The organism is Anaeromyxobacter sp. PSR-1 (assembly GCF_000964525.1).
Lineage (GTDB): Bacteria > Myxococcota > Myxococcia > Myxococcales > Anaeromyxobacteraceae > Anaeromyxobacter.
Window position 1 is genome coordinate 1 of sequence record NZ_BAZG01000014.1, and the last position, 16,907, is coordinate 16,907.

The window sequence follows — 16,907 nt, forward strand, 5'->3', positions numbered from 1 at the left end:
GTCAGCACCCCGCGCTCCACCACCACCACCCGCCGCGCCTCGACCGTGCCGGCCGCGACCCGGCCCGGGAACGCCTCCTCGAACTCCTCGCCCTCGCGGTACCGGTAGAAGATCCCGGCGACCGGCGCGAACCGCCAGTCCACCACGCGCACGCCGGCGGGCCGGTCCACGAACGTGTGGCGGCCGAGGAAGTAGTCGCGCCGCTCGCCGCCCTCGTGCACGCGCAGGTGCGCGAAGTACGGCGCGGCGGGGTCGGGGAGCTGGTCCGGGCGGACCCGCTCCATCACCGCGCGCAGCAGCCCCATCTCCTGGAACACCGTGGGCAGGTCCTTGGGCGTCGCCTCCAGCGCCTCGTCGCGCAGGTCGCGCAGGCGCTCGACCAGGTCGCCCTCCGCGCGCGCCGGCGCGAGCCGGGCCGCGAGCGCCCGCTGCACCGTCGCGAGGAGCGCCTCCTCCTCCGCCACGATGGCGCGCGCCGCGGCGGGGAGCGGCTCGCCCTCGAGATCGGGCGCCGGGCTGGCAGGGTTCGCGCGCAAGCGGTCTAGCTTAAGCGGGCTCTCCGACGGACGCACGACGCCCGCCGGCGCGCATCGCTTGCGCAGCCGCGCGGCCCCGGCTGCCCCGCGGAGCAGCACGGCCCGTCGAGCGGCCAGGAGGACGGATGTGACGGACCCGAAAACGTCCCGTCCGGACCGCTGCGTCCGCCGTGCGGCTCGATTAGCTTCGCCCGCGAGTTGCCGGGTCACGGCGGCAGCTCCCGGGGCGCGCGACCGGACCGCCCGGCGCGCGCCCCACCTCCTTGCTTTTCCCGCCCCCCTGGGCGGCCGCTCCGTTACCTTCCCGCCATGGAAACCTCCCTCAAGCGCGCCGCCGCGCCGGCGGGCGCGGTGGCGGAGCGGACGGTGCTGCGGAACGGCGGCGCGGTGCGCGACGCCCTCGCGGTCGAGGAGCCCCTCGAGATCCGGGTGGACGGCGAGCGGCTCGCCACCACGATGCGGACGCCCGGCGCGGACGGCGACCTGGCGCTCGGCTTCCTGTTCGCCGAGGGCATCATCGCCGGCGTCGAGGACGTCGGCACGGTCATCCACTGCGGCCGGCCGGGCGAGGAGGGCTACGGCAACGTGATGGACGTGCGGTCGGCCGCCGGGATGCGGATCGACCCGGAGCGCATCCTCGAGGGCCGCCGCTTCGTCCCGGTGAGCGCGGCCTGCGGCGTCTGCGGCCGGCTGACCATCGACCACCTCATGGAGCGGATCCGCCCGCTGCCCGCGGGCGAGCCGGTCCCGCCGGCGCTCGTGGCGGCGGGCATGGAGCTCCTGGCGCGCAGCCAGCCGGTGTTCGAGCGCACCGGCGGGCTGCACGCGGCCGTGCTGGTGGGCCGCGACGGCGCGCCCATCGCGGCCGCCGAGGACGTGGGGCGGCACAACGCGGTGGACAAGGTGGTCGGCGCGGCGCTGCGGGCCGGCCGCGCCGGCCCGCGCGCCGCGACCGCGCCGGCGCTGCTCGCGGTGAGCGGGCGCGCCGGCTTCGAGATCGTGCAGAAGGCGGCGGCCGCCGGCGTGCCGGTGGTGGCGAGCGTGTCCGCGCCGTCGAGCCTGGCGGCGGACCTGGCCCGCGCGGCCGGGGTGACGCTCTGCGGGTTCGTGCGCGGCGAGCGCATGAACGTCTACGCGAACGGCGAGCGGCTCGGGCTGACGGGACCTTAGACGGCGCGGGGCCGGTTGCCGCGGCACCGGTCGAGACCGAGGTTCATCGCAGGAGATCCCTGCGATGCCGAAGCTCCCCGTCCTCTCGGACTGGCCCGTGCTGCGCCAGCTCCGCCGCCGCGATCCGTCGGGCCTGGGCTCGACCGCCGCGTCCCCGCGCACCCGCTCGCTCGCGCCGCGCACCGCGTCGGCGGATCGCGTGGCGCGCTCGATCTGCCCCTACTGCGCGGTCGGCTGCGGGCAGCTCGTCTACGTGAAGGACGAGAAGATCGTCGACATCGAGGGCGATCCCGACTCGCCGGTGTCCCAGGGCTGCCTCTGCCCGAAGGGCGCGGCCACGTTCCAGCTGGTGACCGGCGCGCACCGGCTGGAGCAGGTGCTCTACCGCCGGCCCGGCGGCACGTCCTGGGAGGCCATCCCCCTCGAGCAGGCGATGGAGATGGTCGCGCAGCGCGTGAAGAAGGCGCGCGACGAGACCTGGCAGGAGCGGGTCGAGGACGAGGGCGCCGAGCACCACGGCGACCAGGTGCGGCGCACGCTCGGCATCGCGCACCTCGGCGGCGCCACGCTCGACAACGAGGAGAACTACCTCCTCAAGAAGCTCTTCACCGCCCTCGGCGTGGTGCAGGTGGAGAACCAGGCGCGGATCTGACACAGCTCCACGGTCCCCGGTCTGGGGATCTCGTTCGGCCGCGGCGGCGCCACCACCTTCCCCGGCGACCTGCAGAACTCCGACTGGATCGTCGTGCAGGGCTCGAACATGGCCGAGTGCCACCCGGTGGCGTTCCGCTGGGTGATGGAGGCGAAGAACCGGGGCGCCACGATCATCCACGTGGATCCGCGCTTCACCCGCACCAGCGCCGTGTCCGACCTGCACGTGCCCATCCGCCCGGGCAGCGACATCGCGTTCCTGGGCGGGATCATCCACCACGTGCTCGAGCACGACCTGTGGTTCGAGGAGTACGTGCGCGCGTACACCAACGCGAGCACCATCGTGGACGAGGGCTTCCGCGACACCGAGGACCTGGAGGGCTTCTTCAGCGGCTTCGACGCGGAGTCGAACACCTACTCGTGGGAGACCTGGAAGTACCAGGGCGTGGACGGCGTGGTGCCGGCCGCGGGGCACAAGCTCGTGTACGGCGAGGAGGGCGCCGGCCGCGGCGATCTGCGCGGCACGAAGATGCTGGAGCGCGAGACCGACCCGACGCTCCGGCACCCGCGCTGCGTGTTCCAGCTCCTCAGGAGGCACTTCGCCCGCTACACGCCGGAGATGGTGGAGGAGACCTGCGGGATCCCGAAGGCGCTCTTCCTCAAGGTGGCCGAGACGCTGGGCCGGAACTCCGGGCGCGAGCGCACCGGCGCGTTCTGCTACGCGGTCGGCTGGACGCAGCACACCGTGGGCGTGCAGTACATCCGCACCGCGGCCATCCTGCAGCTCCTGCTCGGCAACATCGGCCGGCCCGGCGGCGGGATCATGGCGCTGCGCGGCCACGCGTCGATCCAGGGCTCCACCGACATCCCGACGCTGTTCGACATCCTGCCCGGCTACCTGCCCATGCCGCACGCGTCGCTGCCCGACCGCGGCCTGGACCAGTACGTGAACAACAACGCCTCGGCCACGCACTGGTGGAGCGAGTTCCGCAAGTACGTGGTCTCGCTGTGCAAGGCCTGGTTCGGCACCGCCGCCACCCCGGAGAACGACTTCCTGTTCGATCTCCTGCCGCGCCTCACCGGGAACCACTCGCACATGGTGACCGTGTCCGAGATGGCCGACGGGAAGCTGAAGGGCTACTTCGTGATGGGCGAGAACCCGACCGTCGGGTCGATGCACGGCGCGCTGCACCGCAAGGGCCTGCGAGCGCTCGACTGGCTGGTGGTGCGCGACTTCACGCTCACCGAGACCGCCGAGTTCTGGCGCACCGCCCCCGAGATCGCGCGCGGCGAGGTGCGGACCGAGGAGATCCGCACCGAGGTGTTCTTCTTCCCGGCCGCCACGCACACCGAGAAGGACGGCTCCTTCACCAACACGCAGCGCATGCTGCAGTGGCACCACCGGGCGGTGGAGCCGCGCGGCGACTGCCGCAGCGAGCTGCACTTCACCTACCACCTGGGCAAGCGCCTCAAGGCGCTGTACGCCGGGTCCACCGACCCGAAGGACCGCGCGATCCAGGCGCTGACCTGGGACTACCCCACCCGCGGCCCGCAGGAGGACCCCGACGCCGAGGCGGTGCTGCGCGAGGTGAACGGGTTCACCGTGGCGGACGGCAGGCCGGTGCCGGGGTTCGCCGAGCTGAAGGACGACGGCTCCACCGCCTGCGGCTGCTGGATCTACTCCGGCTGCTTCCGGGACGGGGTGAACCAGACCGCGCGCCGCCGGCCCGAGCGCGAGCAGCACTGGGTGGCGCCGGACTGGGGCTGGGCCTGGCCCGCCAACCGCCGCATCCTCTACAACCGCACCTCGGCCGATCCCGAGGGCCGCCCCTGGTCGGAGCGGAAGCGCTACGTCTGGTGGGACGAGGAGCAGCGGCAGTGGACCGGCTACGACGTGCCGGACTTCGTGAAGGACCGGCCGCCCTCCTACCGCCCGCCGCCCGGGGCCCGCGGCACCGCGGCCATCTCCGGCGACGACGCGTTCATCATGCAGGCCGACGGGAAGGGCTGGCTGTTCGCGCCCTCCGGGCTGCTCGACGGCCCGTTCCCGACGCACTACGAGCCGGAGGAGTCGGTCCTCGAGAACCCGCTCTACCCGCAGCAGTGCAACCCGGCGCGGATGGAGTGGCACCGGCGCGACAACCCGTACCACGCCGCCTGGGGCGATCCGCGCTTCCCGTTCGTGCTCACCACCTACCGGCTCACCGAGCACCACACCGCCGGCGGGATGAGCCGCTGGCTCTCCTGGCTCTCCGAGCTGCAGCCGGAGATGTTCTGCGAGGTCTCGCGCGAGCTGGCCGCCGAGCGCGGGCTCCGCAACGGCGGCTGGGCCACCATCACCACCGCGCGCGGCGAGATCGAGTGCCGGGTGCTGGTCACGGATCGCATGCGTCCGCTCCGGGTGAAGGGCGGCCGGACCGTCCACACCATCGGCCTGCCCTACCACTGGAGCTTCGTGGGCCGGGTCACCGGCGATCCCGCCAACGAGCTCATCGGCTTCGTGGCGGATCCCAACGTCAGCATCCAGGAGTCCAAGGCGTTCACCGGGGACATCCGCTCCGGCCGCCACGCGCGCGGCCGCCGCTCCGTCACCGACGGCGTCGCGCTGCGCGAGCCCGAGCCGCGGATCCACGCGCCGCGCGACCTCCCCGGCCTGCACGCGAAGAAGCGCAGCCCGCCGGTGGAGCCGCCCGAGCCCCGCTGATCGCAAGGAGGCGTCCCGTGCAGGAGATGGGGTTCTTCACCGACACGACGCTCTGCATCGGCTGCAAGGCCTGCGAGGTCGCGTGCAAGCAGTGGAACCAGCTCCCCGACGACGGCTTCTCGCTCACCGGGATGAGCTACGACAACACCGGCGCGCTGGGCGCGTCCACCTGGCGCCACGTGGCCTTCGTGGAGCGGACCGAGCCGCTGCCCGGCCAGGGCAGCCCGCGCGACGGGATCGAGGCCGGCGCGGGCGCGTTCGCGGAGCTCCGGCCGCTCGGCCAGCCCGCCCCGACGTCGCTGCTCCACGACGTCGCCCCCACGCACCTCGCCGACGTGCCGGCCGCGCTCGGGCCCTCGCAGCAGGCGCTCGGGAAGTTCTCCTGGCTGATGATGAGCGACGTCTGCAAGCACTGCGAGCGCGCCGGCTGCCTGGAGGCCTGCCCCACCGGCGCGATCCTGCGGACCGAGTTCGGCTCGGTCTACATCCAGCCCGACGTGTGCAACGGCTGCGGCTACTGCGTGTCGGCCTGCCCGTTCGGCGTGGTGGACCGGCGCGAGGACGACGGGCGCGCCTGGAAGTGCACGCTCTGCTACGACCGGCTGGAGGGCGGCATGGTGCCGGCCTGCGCCAAGGCGTGCCCGACGGCGTCGATCCAGTTCGGCCCGCTCGAGGACCTGCGCGAGCGCGCCCGGACCCGGGTCGAGCAGCTCCGGTCCCGCGGCGTCGGCGGCGCGCACCTGTACGGCGAGAGCGCGCAGAGCCAGCCCGGCACCGAGGGGCTGCACGCGTTCTTCCTGCTCTGCGACCGGCCCGAGGTGTACGGGCTCCCGCCGGATCCCGTGGTGCCGACCGCGAAGATCGTGGCGAGCTGGCGCGCGATGGCGACGGGGGTGCTGTCGCTGGCGGCGCTGGCGCTCGGGGCGGTGCTCTCGGCGAGGAGGGCGTGATGAACGAGGCCGGCACGGATCCCACCCGCGAGTCGGCGCGCCCGCGCGACGGGCGCAACGTGGACCCGCGGCTGGGCGAGCTCCTGGGCGAGGGGTCGGCGCAGCGGGTGCGCGCGCTGGACGGGCCCGCGGCCGGCCGGGACCGGCCGGCGGAGCGCGCCTGGGACGAGCCACCCGCCGACGCGCTCGCGGCGCCGGAGGGGCCGAGCTACTACGGCCAGCCGGTGCTGAAGGAGCCGGTGTGGCGCTGGGAGATCCCGGCGTACTTCTTCGTGGGCGGGCTGGCCGGCGCGTCCGCCGTGCTCGGCGCCGCGGCGTCGCTCGCGGGCGGCGAGGGCACCGCCACGCTGGTGCGCCGCTGCCGCCTGGTGGCGGCGGGCGGGGCCGCGGCCAGCGCGGTGCTGCTCGTCCGCGACCTGGGCCGCCCGGCGCGCTTCCTCAACATGCTGCGCGTGTTCCGGCCCACCTCGCCCATGAACATGGGGACCTGGGTGCTGACCGGGTTCGGCGCGCTCTCCGGCGCGGCCGCGCTGCCCGCGCTCGTCGCGGGGCCCCGCGCGCTCGAGCGCTCCGCCGGCGTCGCCGCGGCGGGCTCGGCGGTGCTCGGGCTGCCGCTGGTGGGCTACACCGGCGTGCTCCTCGCGAACACGGCGGTGCCGGTCTGGCAGGCCACCCGCAACACGCTGCCGGTGCTGTTCGCGTTCTCGGGCGCGGTGAGCGCGGGCGCCCTGTTCGACCTGTGGCGCACCCCCGGGCCGGGCGGGGAGATGGCCCACCGGTTCGGCCTGGTGGCGAAGGGCGCCGAGCTGGCCCTGTCGCGCGCGCTGCACCGCGAGGCCGCGGCCGTGCCGCGCGTCGAGCGGGCGCTCCGGCGCGGCCGGGGCGGGTTCCTGCTGCGCACCGCCCGCGGCCTGCTGCTCGCCTCGGCGGTGGTGGACCTCCTGCCGGAGCGGACCTGGCGCCGACGACACGCTGCGTCGGGCGCGCTGGCCCTCCTGGGCACCCTGGCGCTGCGGTTCGGGGTGGTGGCCGCGGGCCGGGCCTCCGCGCGGGACCCGCACGCGACCTTCGAGCCGCAGCGCGCCGGGCGCGGGGCGGCGGAGCTGGCTAGGAAGGAAGGGGCCCGCCCCCGCATGCCGTCCCCTCCCGGCATCGATCCCACGGGCAAGGAGACCGCCGAGCATGGAGCAGCTCCGTGAAACCGCGCCCGCGGCGCCGCGCAAGGGGCCGGCCCTGGCCGACGCCCAGGGGCGCCTCATCCGCTACCTGCGCGTGTCGCTCACCGACCGGTGCAACTTCCGCTGCACCTACTGCTCCCCCGCCGAGCACGAGGCGCCCGACGCGCTCCTGCAGCGCCCCGAGATCGCGCGGCTGGTGCGCGTCTTCGCCGGGCTGGGCGTCCGGCGCGTCCGGCTCACCGGCGGCGAGCCCACGCTGCGCAAGGACCTGGTCGAGATCGTCGCGGATGCCGCCGGCACCCCGGGCATCGAGGAGGTCGCGCTGACCACGAACGGCCACCGCCTCGAGGAGCTGGTGGCGCCGCTCCGCGCGGCCGGGCTGGGCGCGGTGAACGTGTCGCTCGACACGCTGGTGCCGGAGCGGCTCGGCGGCGTCTCGGGCAAGGGGGCGCGCCTGGACCGGATCCTGGCCGGCATCGACGCCGCGGCGGGCCGCTTCCGCTCGCTCAAGCTCAACACGGTCGTGATGCGCGGCGTGAACGAGGACGAGCTGGGCGCGCTGGTGCGGTACGCCTGGGACCGCGGCGCGCTCCCGCGCTTCATCGAGCAGATGCCGTTCGGCGGCGGGGCGCCGGTGCCGCTCGCCGAGGTGCGCGCCGGGCTGGAGGCGCAGGGCTTCGCGCTCGAGCCGGACGGCTGGAAGGGCTGGGGGCCGGCGCGGCACATGCGCGCGCGCGACGCCGCCGGGCGCACCGGGCTCGTCGGCTTCATCGGCGCCATGACCGAGAACTTCTGCGAGGACTGCAACCGCGCCCGGGTGGCGGCGGACGGCGGGTTCCAGGCTTGCCTGGGCGGCCAGGACCGCGTCAACCTGCGGGACATGATCCGCGGCGGCGCCGGGGACGACGCGCTGGCGGAGGCGGTGCGCGGCGCGCTCTGGCGCAAGGCACCCCGCCACCACATGGAGGACGCCGGGGCGGGGCTGGTGCTCCTGCCGATGCGCGGCCTGGGCGGCTGATCGGGGCCGGCGGCGCGGGGGTGCCGCCGGCGGAGGGAGGGGGAGGACATGACGTCGAACCGCTGGTTCATCGCGGTGGCCGGCACGATCACCATGGCGTGCCTCGGCACCGTCTACTCGTGGAGCCTGTTCACCCAGCCGCTCATCGCGGCGTTCGGCTGGTCCAGCACCACCACCACCTGGGCGTTCGCGCTCTCGATCTTCTTCCTGGGCGTGGGCGCGATCCTGGGCGGCCGCTGGCAGGACCGCTCCGGCCCGCGGCCGGTGGCGGTCACCGGCATCGTGCTGTGGGGCCTCGGGAACGTGCTCGCCGGGCTGGGGACGGCGCGCTTCGGGGCGCCCTGGATCTACGCCACCTACGGCGTGATCGGCGGCCTGGGCCTCGGCCTCGGCTACGTGACGCCGGTCGCGGCGGTGACGAAGTGGTTCCCGGACAAGCGCGGCCTCGGCACGGGCATGGTGGTGATGGGCTTCGGCCTGGGCGCGTTCATCTACAACAACCTGCTGAAGAACGTCCCCGCCTTCGCCGAGGCGTCGCGCGAGGCCGGCCGGGTCCTCGCGGCGCGGCACGGCGGCGACGCGGCCGCGGCCATGTCGCCGGGCGCGGTCTCGGCGGTGATGCAGACGTTCCTCTGGTCGGGGGTGGTGTTCGCCATCGTCGGCGGCGTCTGCGCGCTCGCCATGCGGAACCCGACCGCGGCGGCGGCCGCGCCGGCCCCCGGGGCCGCGCCCTCGGCGGCGCCGGCCGCCGCACCCGCCGCGCGCGTGGCGCGCGACTACCCGCCCTCGGAGGCGCTGCGCACGCCGCAGTTCTGGGCGCTCTGGGCGATGCTGTTCCTGAACGTCACCGCCGGCATCCTGTTCATCTCGAACGCGGTGCCCATCATGCGCGAGCTCACCGGCGCGTCGCCGGAGAGCGCGCTGGCGGTCTACGGCTTCATCGCGCTGTTCAACGGCCTGGGCCGCTTCTTCTGGGGCGCGATCTCGGATCGCATCGGCCGCAACCTCGCCTACCTGCTCATCTACGGCTCGCAGGTGGTCATCTTCTTCGCGGTGGGCGGCGTCCACTCGCTGCCGCTGGTCGCGCTGCTGTTCGCGATCGTCCTGCTCGACTACGGCGGCGGCTTCGGCACCATGCCCTCGTTCACCGCCGACTACTTCGGCACGAAGTACATGGGCGTGAACTACGGGTGGATCCTGCTGGCCTGGGGCGTGGGCGGCATCGTCGGCCCCATCTTCGTGGCGCGGGTGAAGGACCTCACCGGCTCGTTCTCCGGCGCGCTGCCGGTGATCGCGATCATGCTGCTCGTGGCCGCCATCCTGCCCATCGTCACGCGGCGCCCCGGGTCGGCGCGCGAGGAGGGCAGCCGCTGGCGGCACCTCATGCCGCCACGGCGCGTGCACGCCTGACCCTTCGACTCCGGCGAGCCTGTCGGCTCGCCTACAGGGTGAGCGGTCGAGGGTGAGCGGACGAAGGCGCTCATCCCGAGCGCCCTTCGACTCCGGCGAGCCTGCGGCTCGCCTACGCTCAGGGTGAGCGGGAGTCGAGGCAGGGAGGGAGCCCCGCCCCTCCGGCGGGCGCGCCAGGCGGCCGTCGCCCGCGGCCGCAGGCGCTCGCCCCCGCGCCCCGCCCTCGCGTCCGCCGGCCGCCGTTCCCACCTTGAGCGCCGGTGCCCCATTGAACGGCGCCGGGAGGGGAACGACATGGACGTGAGTCGTGGGTTGGGCGTGGCCCTCGGAGCGGCGGCGCTGCTCGTGGTCGCAGGCTGCCAGGACAAGGGCGATCGCTCGCAGCAGGGCTCGGCGCCGGGCGCCACCGCGTCGCAGCAGGCCGAGCGGAGCCAGGAGCAGGCGGCGGACGCGTCGAAGCAGGCCGCGAAGGAGCATGACCAGGCCGCGGACGCGCAGAAGGACCTCCGCGAGTCCCAGGAGAAGCTGGCGGACGCCCGGCAGAAGGCCGAGCAGAAGACCGGCGCCGCCGAGCAGAAGGACCAGCAGGCGCAGCAGCAGTCGCAGACCGCCCAGCAGCAGACCGCGCAGGCGGAGCAGCAGACGGGCGCCGCGGCGGCCGGCACCGGCAGCGCCGCGGGCGCGAGCGGCCAGGCGGGCGGCGAGCAGAAGACCGCGACCGGCCAGGTGGTCAGCGCGAGCAGCCAGGAGCTGGTGCTGCGCGATCAGGCGGGCGGCCAGGAGCTGAAGCTCAAGGTCGGGGCCGACACGCCGGTGATGAAGGACGGGAAGCGCGCCTCGATCTCCGACGTGAAGGAGGGCGCGCAGGTGCGCGCGTCCTACTCGGAGCAGGGCGGCCAGCCGCAGGCCATCCGCATCGAGGTGCAGGGCGGCGCGCAGCAGCAGGGATCGTCCGGGGCGCGGTAGTCGCCGCCGCCGGCGAGGCGCGGCCCCGCCCACCCCGGCGCGTTCCGGGGGCGGGCGGGGCCTCGCCGTGCCCGGGTCAGGGGGGCAGCACCGTCTCGCCGTGCGAGAGGAACCGGTCCACCGCCTGCGCGGCCTGGCGGCCCTCGCGGATGGCCCACACCACCAGCGACTGCCCGCGGGCCATGTCGCCCGCGGCGAACACGCCGGGCACGCTCGTCATCCGGTGCTCGTCGGTCCACACGTTGCCGCGGTCGTCCAGCTTCACGCCGAACTGCTGCAGCATCGGCTTCTCGGGCCCGACGAAGCCGAGCGCGAGCAGCACCAGGTCGGCGGGGACGATCCGGTCGGTGTGCGGGATCTCCTTCGGGCCGGAGCGGCCGTCGGGGCCCTTCACCCACTCCACCTCCACCAGGTGCAGCTCCTTCACCCTGCCCTGCGCGTCCCCGATGAAGCGCTTGGTGAGCGCGCAGAAGCGGCGCGGGTCGTGCCCGAAGACCGCCTTCGCCTCCTCCTGGCCGTAGTCGGTCTTCAGCACCCGGGGCCACTGCGGCCACGGGTTGTCCCTGGGCCGCTGGTCGGGCGGGCGCGCCATGATCTCGAGCTGGGTCACGCTGCGGGCCCCGTGGCGGATGGCGGTGCCGACGCAGTCGGTGCCGGTGTCGCCGCCGCCGATGACCACCACGTGCTTGCCCTTGGCCGAGACGTACCGGCCGTCCTCGAGGTTGGAGTCGAGCAGCGACTTCGTGTTCGCGTGCAGGAACTCCATGGCGAGGTGGATGCCCTGCAGGCTGCGCCCCTCGATGGGCAGGTCGCGCGCGTGCGTGGCCCCGCCGGCCAGCACCACCGCGTCGTAGTCCTTCACCAGCCGGTCGGCCGTGATGTGCCGGCCGATCTCGGTCTCGGTGACGAAGCGCACGCCCTCGTCGGCGAGCAGCTTCACCCGCCGCTCCACCAGCCCCTTGTCGAGCTTCATGTTCGGGATGCCGTACATGAGCAGCCCGCCCACCCGGTCGGCGCGCTCGAACACCGTCACCGCGTGGCCGGCCTTGTTGAGCTGCTGCGCGGCGGCGAGGCCCGCCGGGCCGGAGCCGACGATCGCCACCCGCTTGCCGGTGCGCTCCGGCGGCGGCTGCGGGCGCACCAGCCCGGCCGCGAACGCCCGGTCCACGATCTCCGCCTCGATGGTCTTGATGGTGACGGGCGGCTCGTGGATGCCGAGCGTGCAGCTCCCCTCGCACGGCGCCGGGCAGACGCGCCCGGTGAACTCGGGGAAGTTGTTGGTCTTGGCGAGGCGGATGTACGCCTCCTCCCACTGCCCGCGGTAGACGAGGTCGTTCCACTCCGGGATGAGGTTCTGCACCGGGCACCCCGCCGCCATGCCGGCGATGAGCTTGCCGGTGTGGCAGAACGGGATGCCGCAGTCCATGCAGCGCGCGCCCTGCTGGCGGAGCGTGTCCTCCGGGTACGGCGGGTGCGCCTCGCTCCAGTCCTTGATGCGCTCCAGCGGCGGCCGCTCGTGCTTCGGCTCGCGGGGGAACTCGATGAATCCGGTCGGCTTGCCCATGTCTAGTTCCCGCCCACGCGCGCGGCGTCCTGGGTGTTCTCCTCGAAGGCGGCCAGCTCCGCCTGCTCCGGCGTGAGCCCCTTCTCGCGCATCCGCGCCTGCGCCTCCAGCACGCGCCGGTAGTCGTTCGGCATGACCCGCACCAGCCGCTTCAGCGTGCCGGCCCAGTCGTCGAGCAGCCGGCGGGCGTGCCCGCTCTCGGTGAGCGCCGCGTGCTTCTCCACCAGCGCCCGCACCGCCGCGGCCTCCTCCGTGTCCGCCACCGGCCCGAGCGTCACCATCTCGCGGTTGCAGCGGCGCGCGAACGCGCCGTCGTCGAGCACGTACGCGACGCCGCCCGACATCCCCGCGGCGAAGTTGCGCCCGGTGGGGCCGAGCACCACCACGCGGCCGCCGGTCATGTACTCGCAGCCGTGGTCGCCCACGCCCTCCACCACCGCCGACACGCCCGAGTTGCGCACGCAGAACCGCTCGCCGGCGATGCCGCGCACGAACGCCTCGCCCGCGGTGGCGCCGTAGAACGCGACGTTGCCGATGACCACGTTCTCCTCGGGCACGAACCCGGCCTGGCGCGGCGGGAACACCACGATGCGCCCGCCGGAGAGCCCCTTGCCCACGTAGTCGTTCGCGTCGCCCTCCAGCATGAGCGTCATGCCGGGCGGGACGAACGCGCCGAACGACTGGCCGGCCGAGCCCTGGAAGTGCAGCCGGATCGTGTCGTCGGGCAGGCCCGCCGGGCCGTGGCGCCGCGTGATCTCCGAGCCGAGCATGGTGCCCACCACCCGGTTGGTGTTGCGGATGGAGAGCGTGGCGCGGACCGGCTGGCGCGCCTCGAGCGCCGGCCGCGCCAGGTCGAGCAGCACGGTGGCGTCGAGCGTCTTGTCGATGCCGTGGTCCTGCGGGATCTGGCAGGTGCGCGCGTAGTGCTTCGGGACCGTCGGCTTGAACAGGATCCGGCTGAAGTCGAGGTTGCGCGCCTTCCAGTGGTCCACCGCGCGCCGCATCTCCAGCCGCTCCGAGCGCCCCACCATCTCCTCGATGGTCCGGTAGCCCAGGTCGGCCATGTACTCGCGGACCTCCTGCGCGATGAAGCGCATGAAGGTGACCACGTGGGCCGGGTCGCCGGTGAACTTGGCGCGGAGCCGCGGATCCTGGGTGGCCACGCCCACCGGGCAGGTGTTGAGGTGGCAGGCGCGCATCATCACGCAGCCCAGCACCACCAGCGGCGCGGTCGCGAAGCCGAACTCCTCCGCCCCGAGCAGCGCGCCGATCACCACGTCGCGCCCGGTCTTGAGCTGCCCGTCCACCTCCACCGCGATGCGCGAGCGCAGGTCGTTCATCACCAGCACCTGGTGCGTCTCGGCCAGGCCGAGCTCCCAGGGGATGCCGGCGTGCTTGATGGAGGTGAGCGGCGAGGCGCCGGTGCCGCCGTCGTGGCCGGAGATCAGCACCACGTCGGCGTGCGCCTTGGCCACGCCCGCCGCGATGGTGCCCACGCCCACCTCGGCCACCAGCTTCACCGAGACCCGCGCGCGGTGGTTCGCGTTCTTGAGGTCGTGGATGAGCTGCGCCAGGTCCTCGATCGAGTAGATGTCGTGGTGCGGCGGCGGCGAGATGAGCCCCACGCCCGGCGTGGAGTGCCGCACCTTCGCGATCCAGGGGTACACCTTCGAGCCGGGGAGCTGGCCGCCCTCGCCCGGCTTCGCGCCTTGCGCCATCTTGATCTGCAGCTCGCGCGCGTTCACCAGGTACTGGCTGGTGACCCCGAAGCGGCCGGAGGCCACCTGCTTGATGGCGGAGCTCTTGGAGTCGCCGCCCGGCAGCTTCTCGTAGCGCGCCGGGTCCTCGCCGCCCTCGCCGGTGTTCGACTTGCCGCCGATCCGGTTCATGGCGACGGCCAGGGACTCGTGCGCCTCCTTGGAGATCGACCCGTAGCTCATCGCGCCGGTCTTGAAGCGGCGCAGGATCGACTCCACCGGCTCGACCTCGTCGATCGGCACCGGCCGCGGGCCGGGGACGAGGTCCATCAGGCCGCGGAGCGTGCAGAGGTTCCGCGCCTGGTTGTCCACCAGCGCGCTGTACTCCTTGAAGAGCTGGTAGTTCCCGGTGCGGCAGGCGTACTGGAGCTTGTGCACCGTCTCCGGGTTGAAGAGGTGGTGCTCGCCGCCGTTGCGCCACTTGTACTGGCCGCCGGCGGGCAGGCTGGTGTGCACGATGGGGCGCTTGGGCGGGAAGCCGCGCTCGTTGCGCAGCCGCGCCTCGCGCGCCACCACGTCGATGCCCACGCCGCCCACGCGCGTCGCGGTCCAGGTGAAGTACTCGTCGATGAAGTCCTGGTTCAGGCCGATGGCCTCGAACACCTGGGCGCCGTGGTAGCTCTGGATGGTCGAGATGCCCATCTTCGAGATCACCTTCACGATGCCCTTCGCCACCGCCTTCGCGTACTTCTTCTCGGCGTCGGCGGCCGGCCCGGGGATGAGCCCGAGCTGGACCTGGTCGTGGATGGTCTCGAAGGCGAGGTACGGGTTCACGGCCGACGCGCCGTAGCCGATGAGCAGCGCGAAGTGGTGCACCTCGCGCGGCTCGCCCGACTCGAGCACGATGCCGCAGCGGGTGCGGGTGCCCTCGCGGATCAGGTGGTGCTGCACCGCCGCCACCGCGAGGAGCGAGGGGATGGGCGCGTCGTCGGCGTCGTGGCCGCGGTCGGAGAGCACGAGCAGGTTGTGCCCCTCGGCGATCGCCTCCGACGCCTTCCAGCGCAGGTCCTCGAGCGCCTTGCGCAGCCCGTTCCCGCCGTCCGCGGCGCGGAACAGGATGGGCAGCGTGATGGCCTTCAGGCCCTTCGCGGCGGGGCCGCCGTCCAGCGCCCGGATCCGCTCCAGGTCCTCGTTGCGGATCACCGGCGCCGGGAGCGCGAGCTGGCGGGCGCACTCCGGGCCGGGCTCGAGGAGGTTGCCCTCCGGCCCGACGGAGGTCTCCACCGCCATGATGATCTCCTCGCGGATGGCGTCCACCGGCGGGTTGGTCACCTGGGCGAAGAGCTGCTTGAAGTAGTTGAACAGCGGCTGCGGCTTCTCCGAGAGCACCGCCAGCGGCGTGTCGGTGCCCATCGAGCCGATGGGCTCGGTGCCGTCGGTCGCCATGGGCGTGACGATCATCTTCACGTCCTCGGCGGTGTAGCCGAACACCTCCTGGCGCCGGAGCACGGTCTCGTGGTCGGGCTCGATCACGCGGGCGGGCTTCGGGAGCTGGTCGAGCCGGACGGTGTACTGGTCCAGCCAGGCCGCGTACGGCTTCTCGCGGGCGATGCGCTCCTTCAGCTCCTCGTCCCCGACGATGCGCTGCTCGCGGGTGTCCACCAGGAACATGCGGCCCGGCTGCAGCCGGCCCTTCCTCAGGATCCGGTCGGCGGGCACGTCGAGCACGCCCACCTCCGAGGCCATCACCACCAGGTCGTCCCTGGTGACGTAGTAGCGGCTCGGGCGCAGGCCGTTGCGGTCGAGCACCGCGCCCACCCGCACGCCGTCGGTGAACGCGATCGAGGCGGGGCCGTCCCACGGCTCCATCAGGCAGGAGTGGAACTCGTAGAACGCCCGCTTCTCCGGGCTCATCCCCTCGTGCCGCGCCCAGGGCTCCGGCACCATCATCATCATGGCGTGCGGCAGCTCGCGCCCGGAGAGCGTGAGCAGCTCGAGCACGTTGTCGAACATGGCCGAGTCGGAGCCCTCGGTGTCCACGACGGTGAGGATCTTCTGCAGGTCCTCGCCGAACAGCGACGAGCGCATCATCGACTGGCGCGCGTGCATCCAGTTGATGTTGCCGCGCAGCGTGTTGATCTCGCCGTTGTGCGAGATGTAGCGGTACGGGTGCGCCCGCGACCAGGACGGGAAGGTGTTGGTGGAGAAGCGGGAGTGCACCATGGCGAGGCCGGTGACGACCTCGGGCCGCGACAGATCGAGGTAGAACTCGCGCAGCTGCCCGGCGTTCAGCATCCCCTTGTAGACGACCGTCTTCCAGGAGAGCGACGGCACGTAGAAGTGGGTGCGGCCCGGGATGGCGGAGCGGCTCACCCGCTTCTCCACCAGGCGGCGGACCACGTAGAGCCTGCGCTCGAAGGCCGCCTCGTCGGCGCAGGAGGCGCCGCGGCCGATCAGGATCTGCCGGATCACCGGCTGGCTGGACCGCGCGGTGGGGCCGAGCGTGGCGCCGTCGGTCGGGACCTCGCGCCAGCCGAGCACGTCGAGGCCCTCGGCGCGCACCACCTCCTCGAAGATGCGGACGCAGGCGGCGCGGCCGCCCTCGTGCGGCGGCAGGAACACCATGCCGGCGGCGTAGGCGCCCGGCGCGGGCAGCGCGAAGCCGAGCTTCTCCGCCTCTGCGCGGAGGAAGGCGTGCGGGGTCTGGAAGAGGATGCCGGCGCCGTCGCCGGTGTTCGCCTCGGCGCCCGCGGCGCCGCGGTGCTCGAGGTTCACGAGCACGGTGAGCGCGTTCTCGAGGATCTCGTGGGACGCGCGCCCCTTGATGTCCACCACGAACCCGAAGCCGCAGGCGTCCTTCTCGTTCTGCGGATCGTACAGGCCCTGCTTCGGGGGATAGCCGGTCTCGGTCATCTTCACCTTCAGTCGTACGGGAAAGTCGTCACCAGCCCGGCACGCGCCCGTGGCCGGTCGAGCCGTTCGATGGATGTTCGGGATGCATCGACCACGCACCAGGGACCGATCCTTCCCGCCGGGATCCCCTGGCGCCGCGCCGCAGCCGCC

The 16,907-nt window shown here is 73.7% G+C and carries 9 protein-coding genes and 1 pseudogene; 7 read left to right on the top strand and 3 right to left on the bottom strand.

Annotated elements, in window-relative coordinates; all coding sequences use genetic code 11:
• Positions 1-536 (bottom strand): annotated as a pseudogene (locus tag PSR1_RS04345) (DNA helicase); the annotation flags it as partial.
• 309 nt (positions 537-845) lie between these two features.
• Here PSR1_RS04345 and fdhD point away from each other — a divergent pair.
• The 7 genes from fdhD to PSR1_RS04385 all read left to right on the top strand — a co-directional run bounded on the left by fdhD (position 846) and on the right by PSR1_RS04385 (position 10,583).
• Positions 846-1,706: a formate dehydrogenase accessory sulfurtransferase FdhD gene (gene fdhD / locus PSR1_RS04350; protein ID WP_059436412.1), complete on the top strand. Its 861-nt coding sequence runs from the start codon at positions 846-848 to the stop codon at positions 1,704-1,706.
• Positions 1,707-1,770: 64 nt separating this feature from the next.
• Complete coding sequence (gene fdh / locus PSR1_RS04360; protein WP_152643301.1) at positions 1,771-5,061, top strand: formate dehydrogenase; 3,291 nt, start codon at positions 1,771-1,773, stop codon at positions 5,059-5,061.
• Positions 5,062-5,078: 17 nt separating this feature from the next.
• Entirely contained in the window at positions 5,079-6,011 is a 933-nt protein-coding gene (locus PSR1_RS04365; protein ID WP_059436414.1) for a 4Fe-4S dicluster domain-containing protein, read from the top strand.
• Complete coding sequence (gene nrfD / locus PSR1_RS04370; RefSeq protein WP_059436415.1) at positions 6,011-7,210, top strand: NrfD/PsrC family molybdoenzyme membrane anchor subunit; 1,200 nt, start codon at positions 6,011-6,013, stop codon at positions 7,208-7,210. Before PSR1_RS04365 ends, nrfD begins: the two co-directional genes overlap by 1 nt.
• Positions 7,194-8,207: a GTP 3',8-cyclase MoaA gene (moaA, locus tag PSR1_RS04375; protein ID WP_059436416.1), complete on the top strand. Its 1,014-nt coding sequence runs from the start codon at positions 7,194-7,196 to the stop codon at positions 8,205-8,207. The genes nrfD and moaA overlap by 17 nt, the downstream gene beginning before the upstream one ends.
• Positions 8,208-8,255: 48 nt before the next feature.
• A complete protein-coding gene (locus PSR1_RS04380) occupies positions 8,256-9,617 on the top strand; it encodes an OFA family MFS transporter (protein WP_059436417.1) in 1,362 nt (453 codons plus the stop codon).
• 294 nt (positions 9,618-9,911) lie between these two features.
• A complete protein-coding gene (locus tag PSR1_RS04385; RefSeq protein WP_059436418.1) occupies positions 9,912-10,583 on the top strand; it encodes a hypothetical protein in 672 nt (223 codons plus the stop codon).
• Between the two features lie 76 nt (positions 10,584-10,659).
• Here the strand turns inward: PSR1_RS04385 and PSR1_RS04390 are convergent, their stop codons facing one another.
• Positions 10,660-12,147 (bottom strand): glutamate synthase subunit beta, encoded by a 1,488-nt coding sequence (locus tag PSR1_RS04390; RefSeq protein ID WP_059436419.1) that lies wholly within the window; start codon positions 12,145-12,147, stop codon positions 10,660-10,662.
• Positions 12,148-12,149: 2 nt separating this feature from the next.
• Positions 12,150-16,757 carry a glutamate synthase large subunit gene (gene gltB, locus PSR1_RS04395; protein WP_059436446.1) on the bottom strand — a complete coding sequence of 1,536 codons (4,608 nt, stop codon included), beginning with the start codon at positions 16,755-16,757 and terminating at the stop codon, positions 12,150-12,152.
• Positions 16,758-16,907 lie beyond the last annotated feature (150 nt).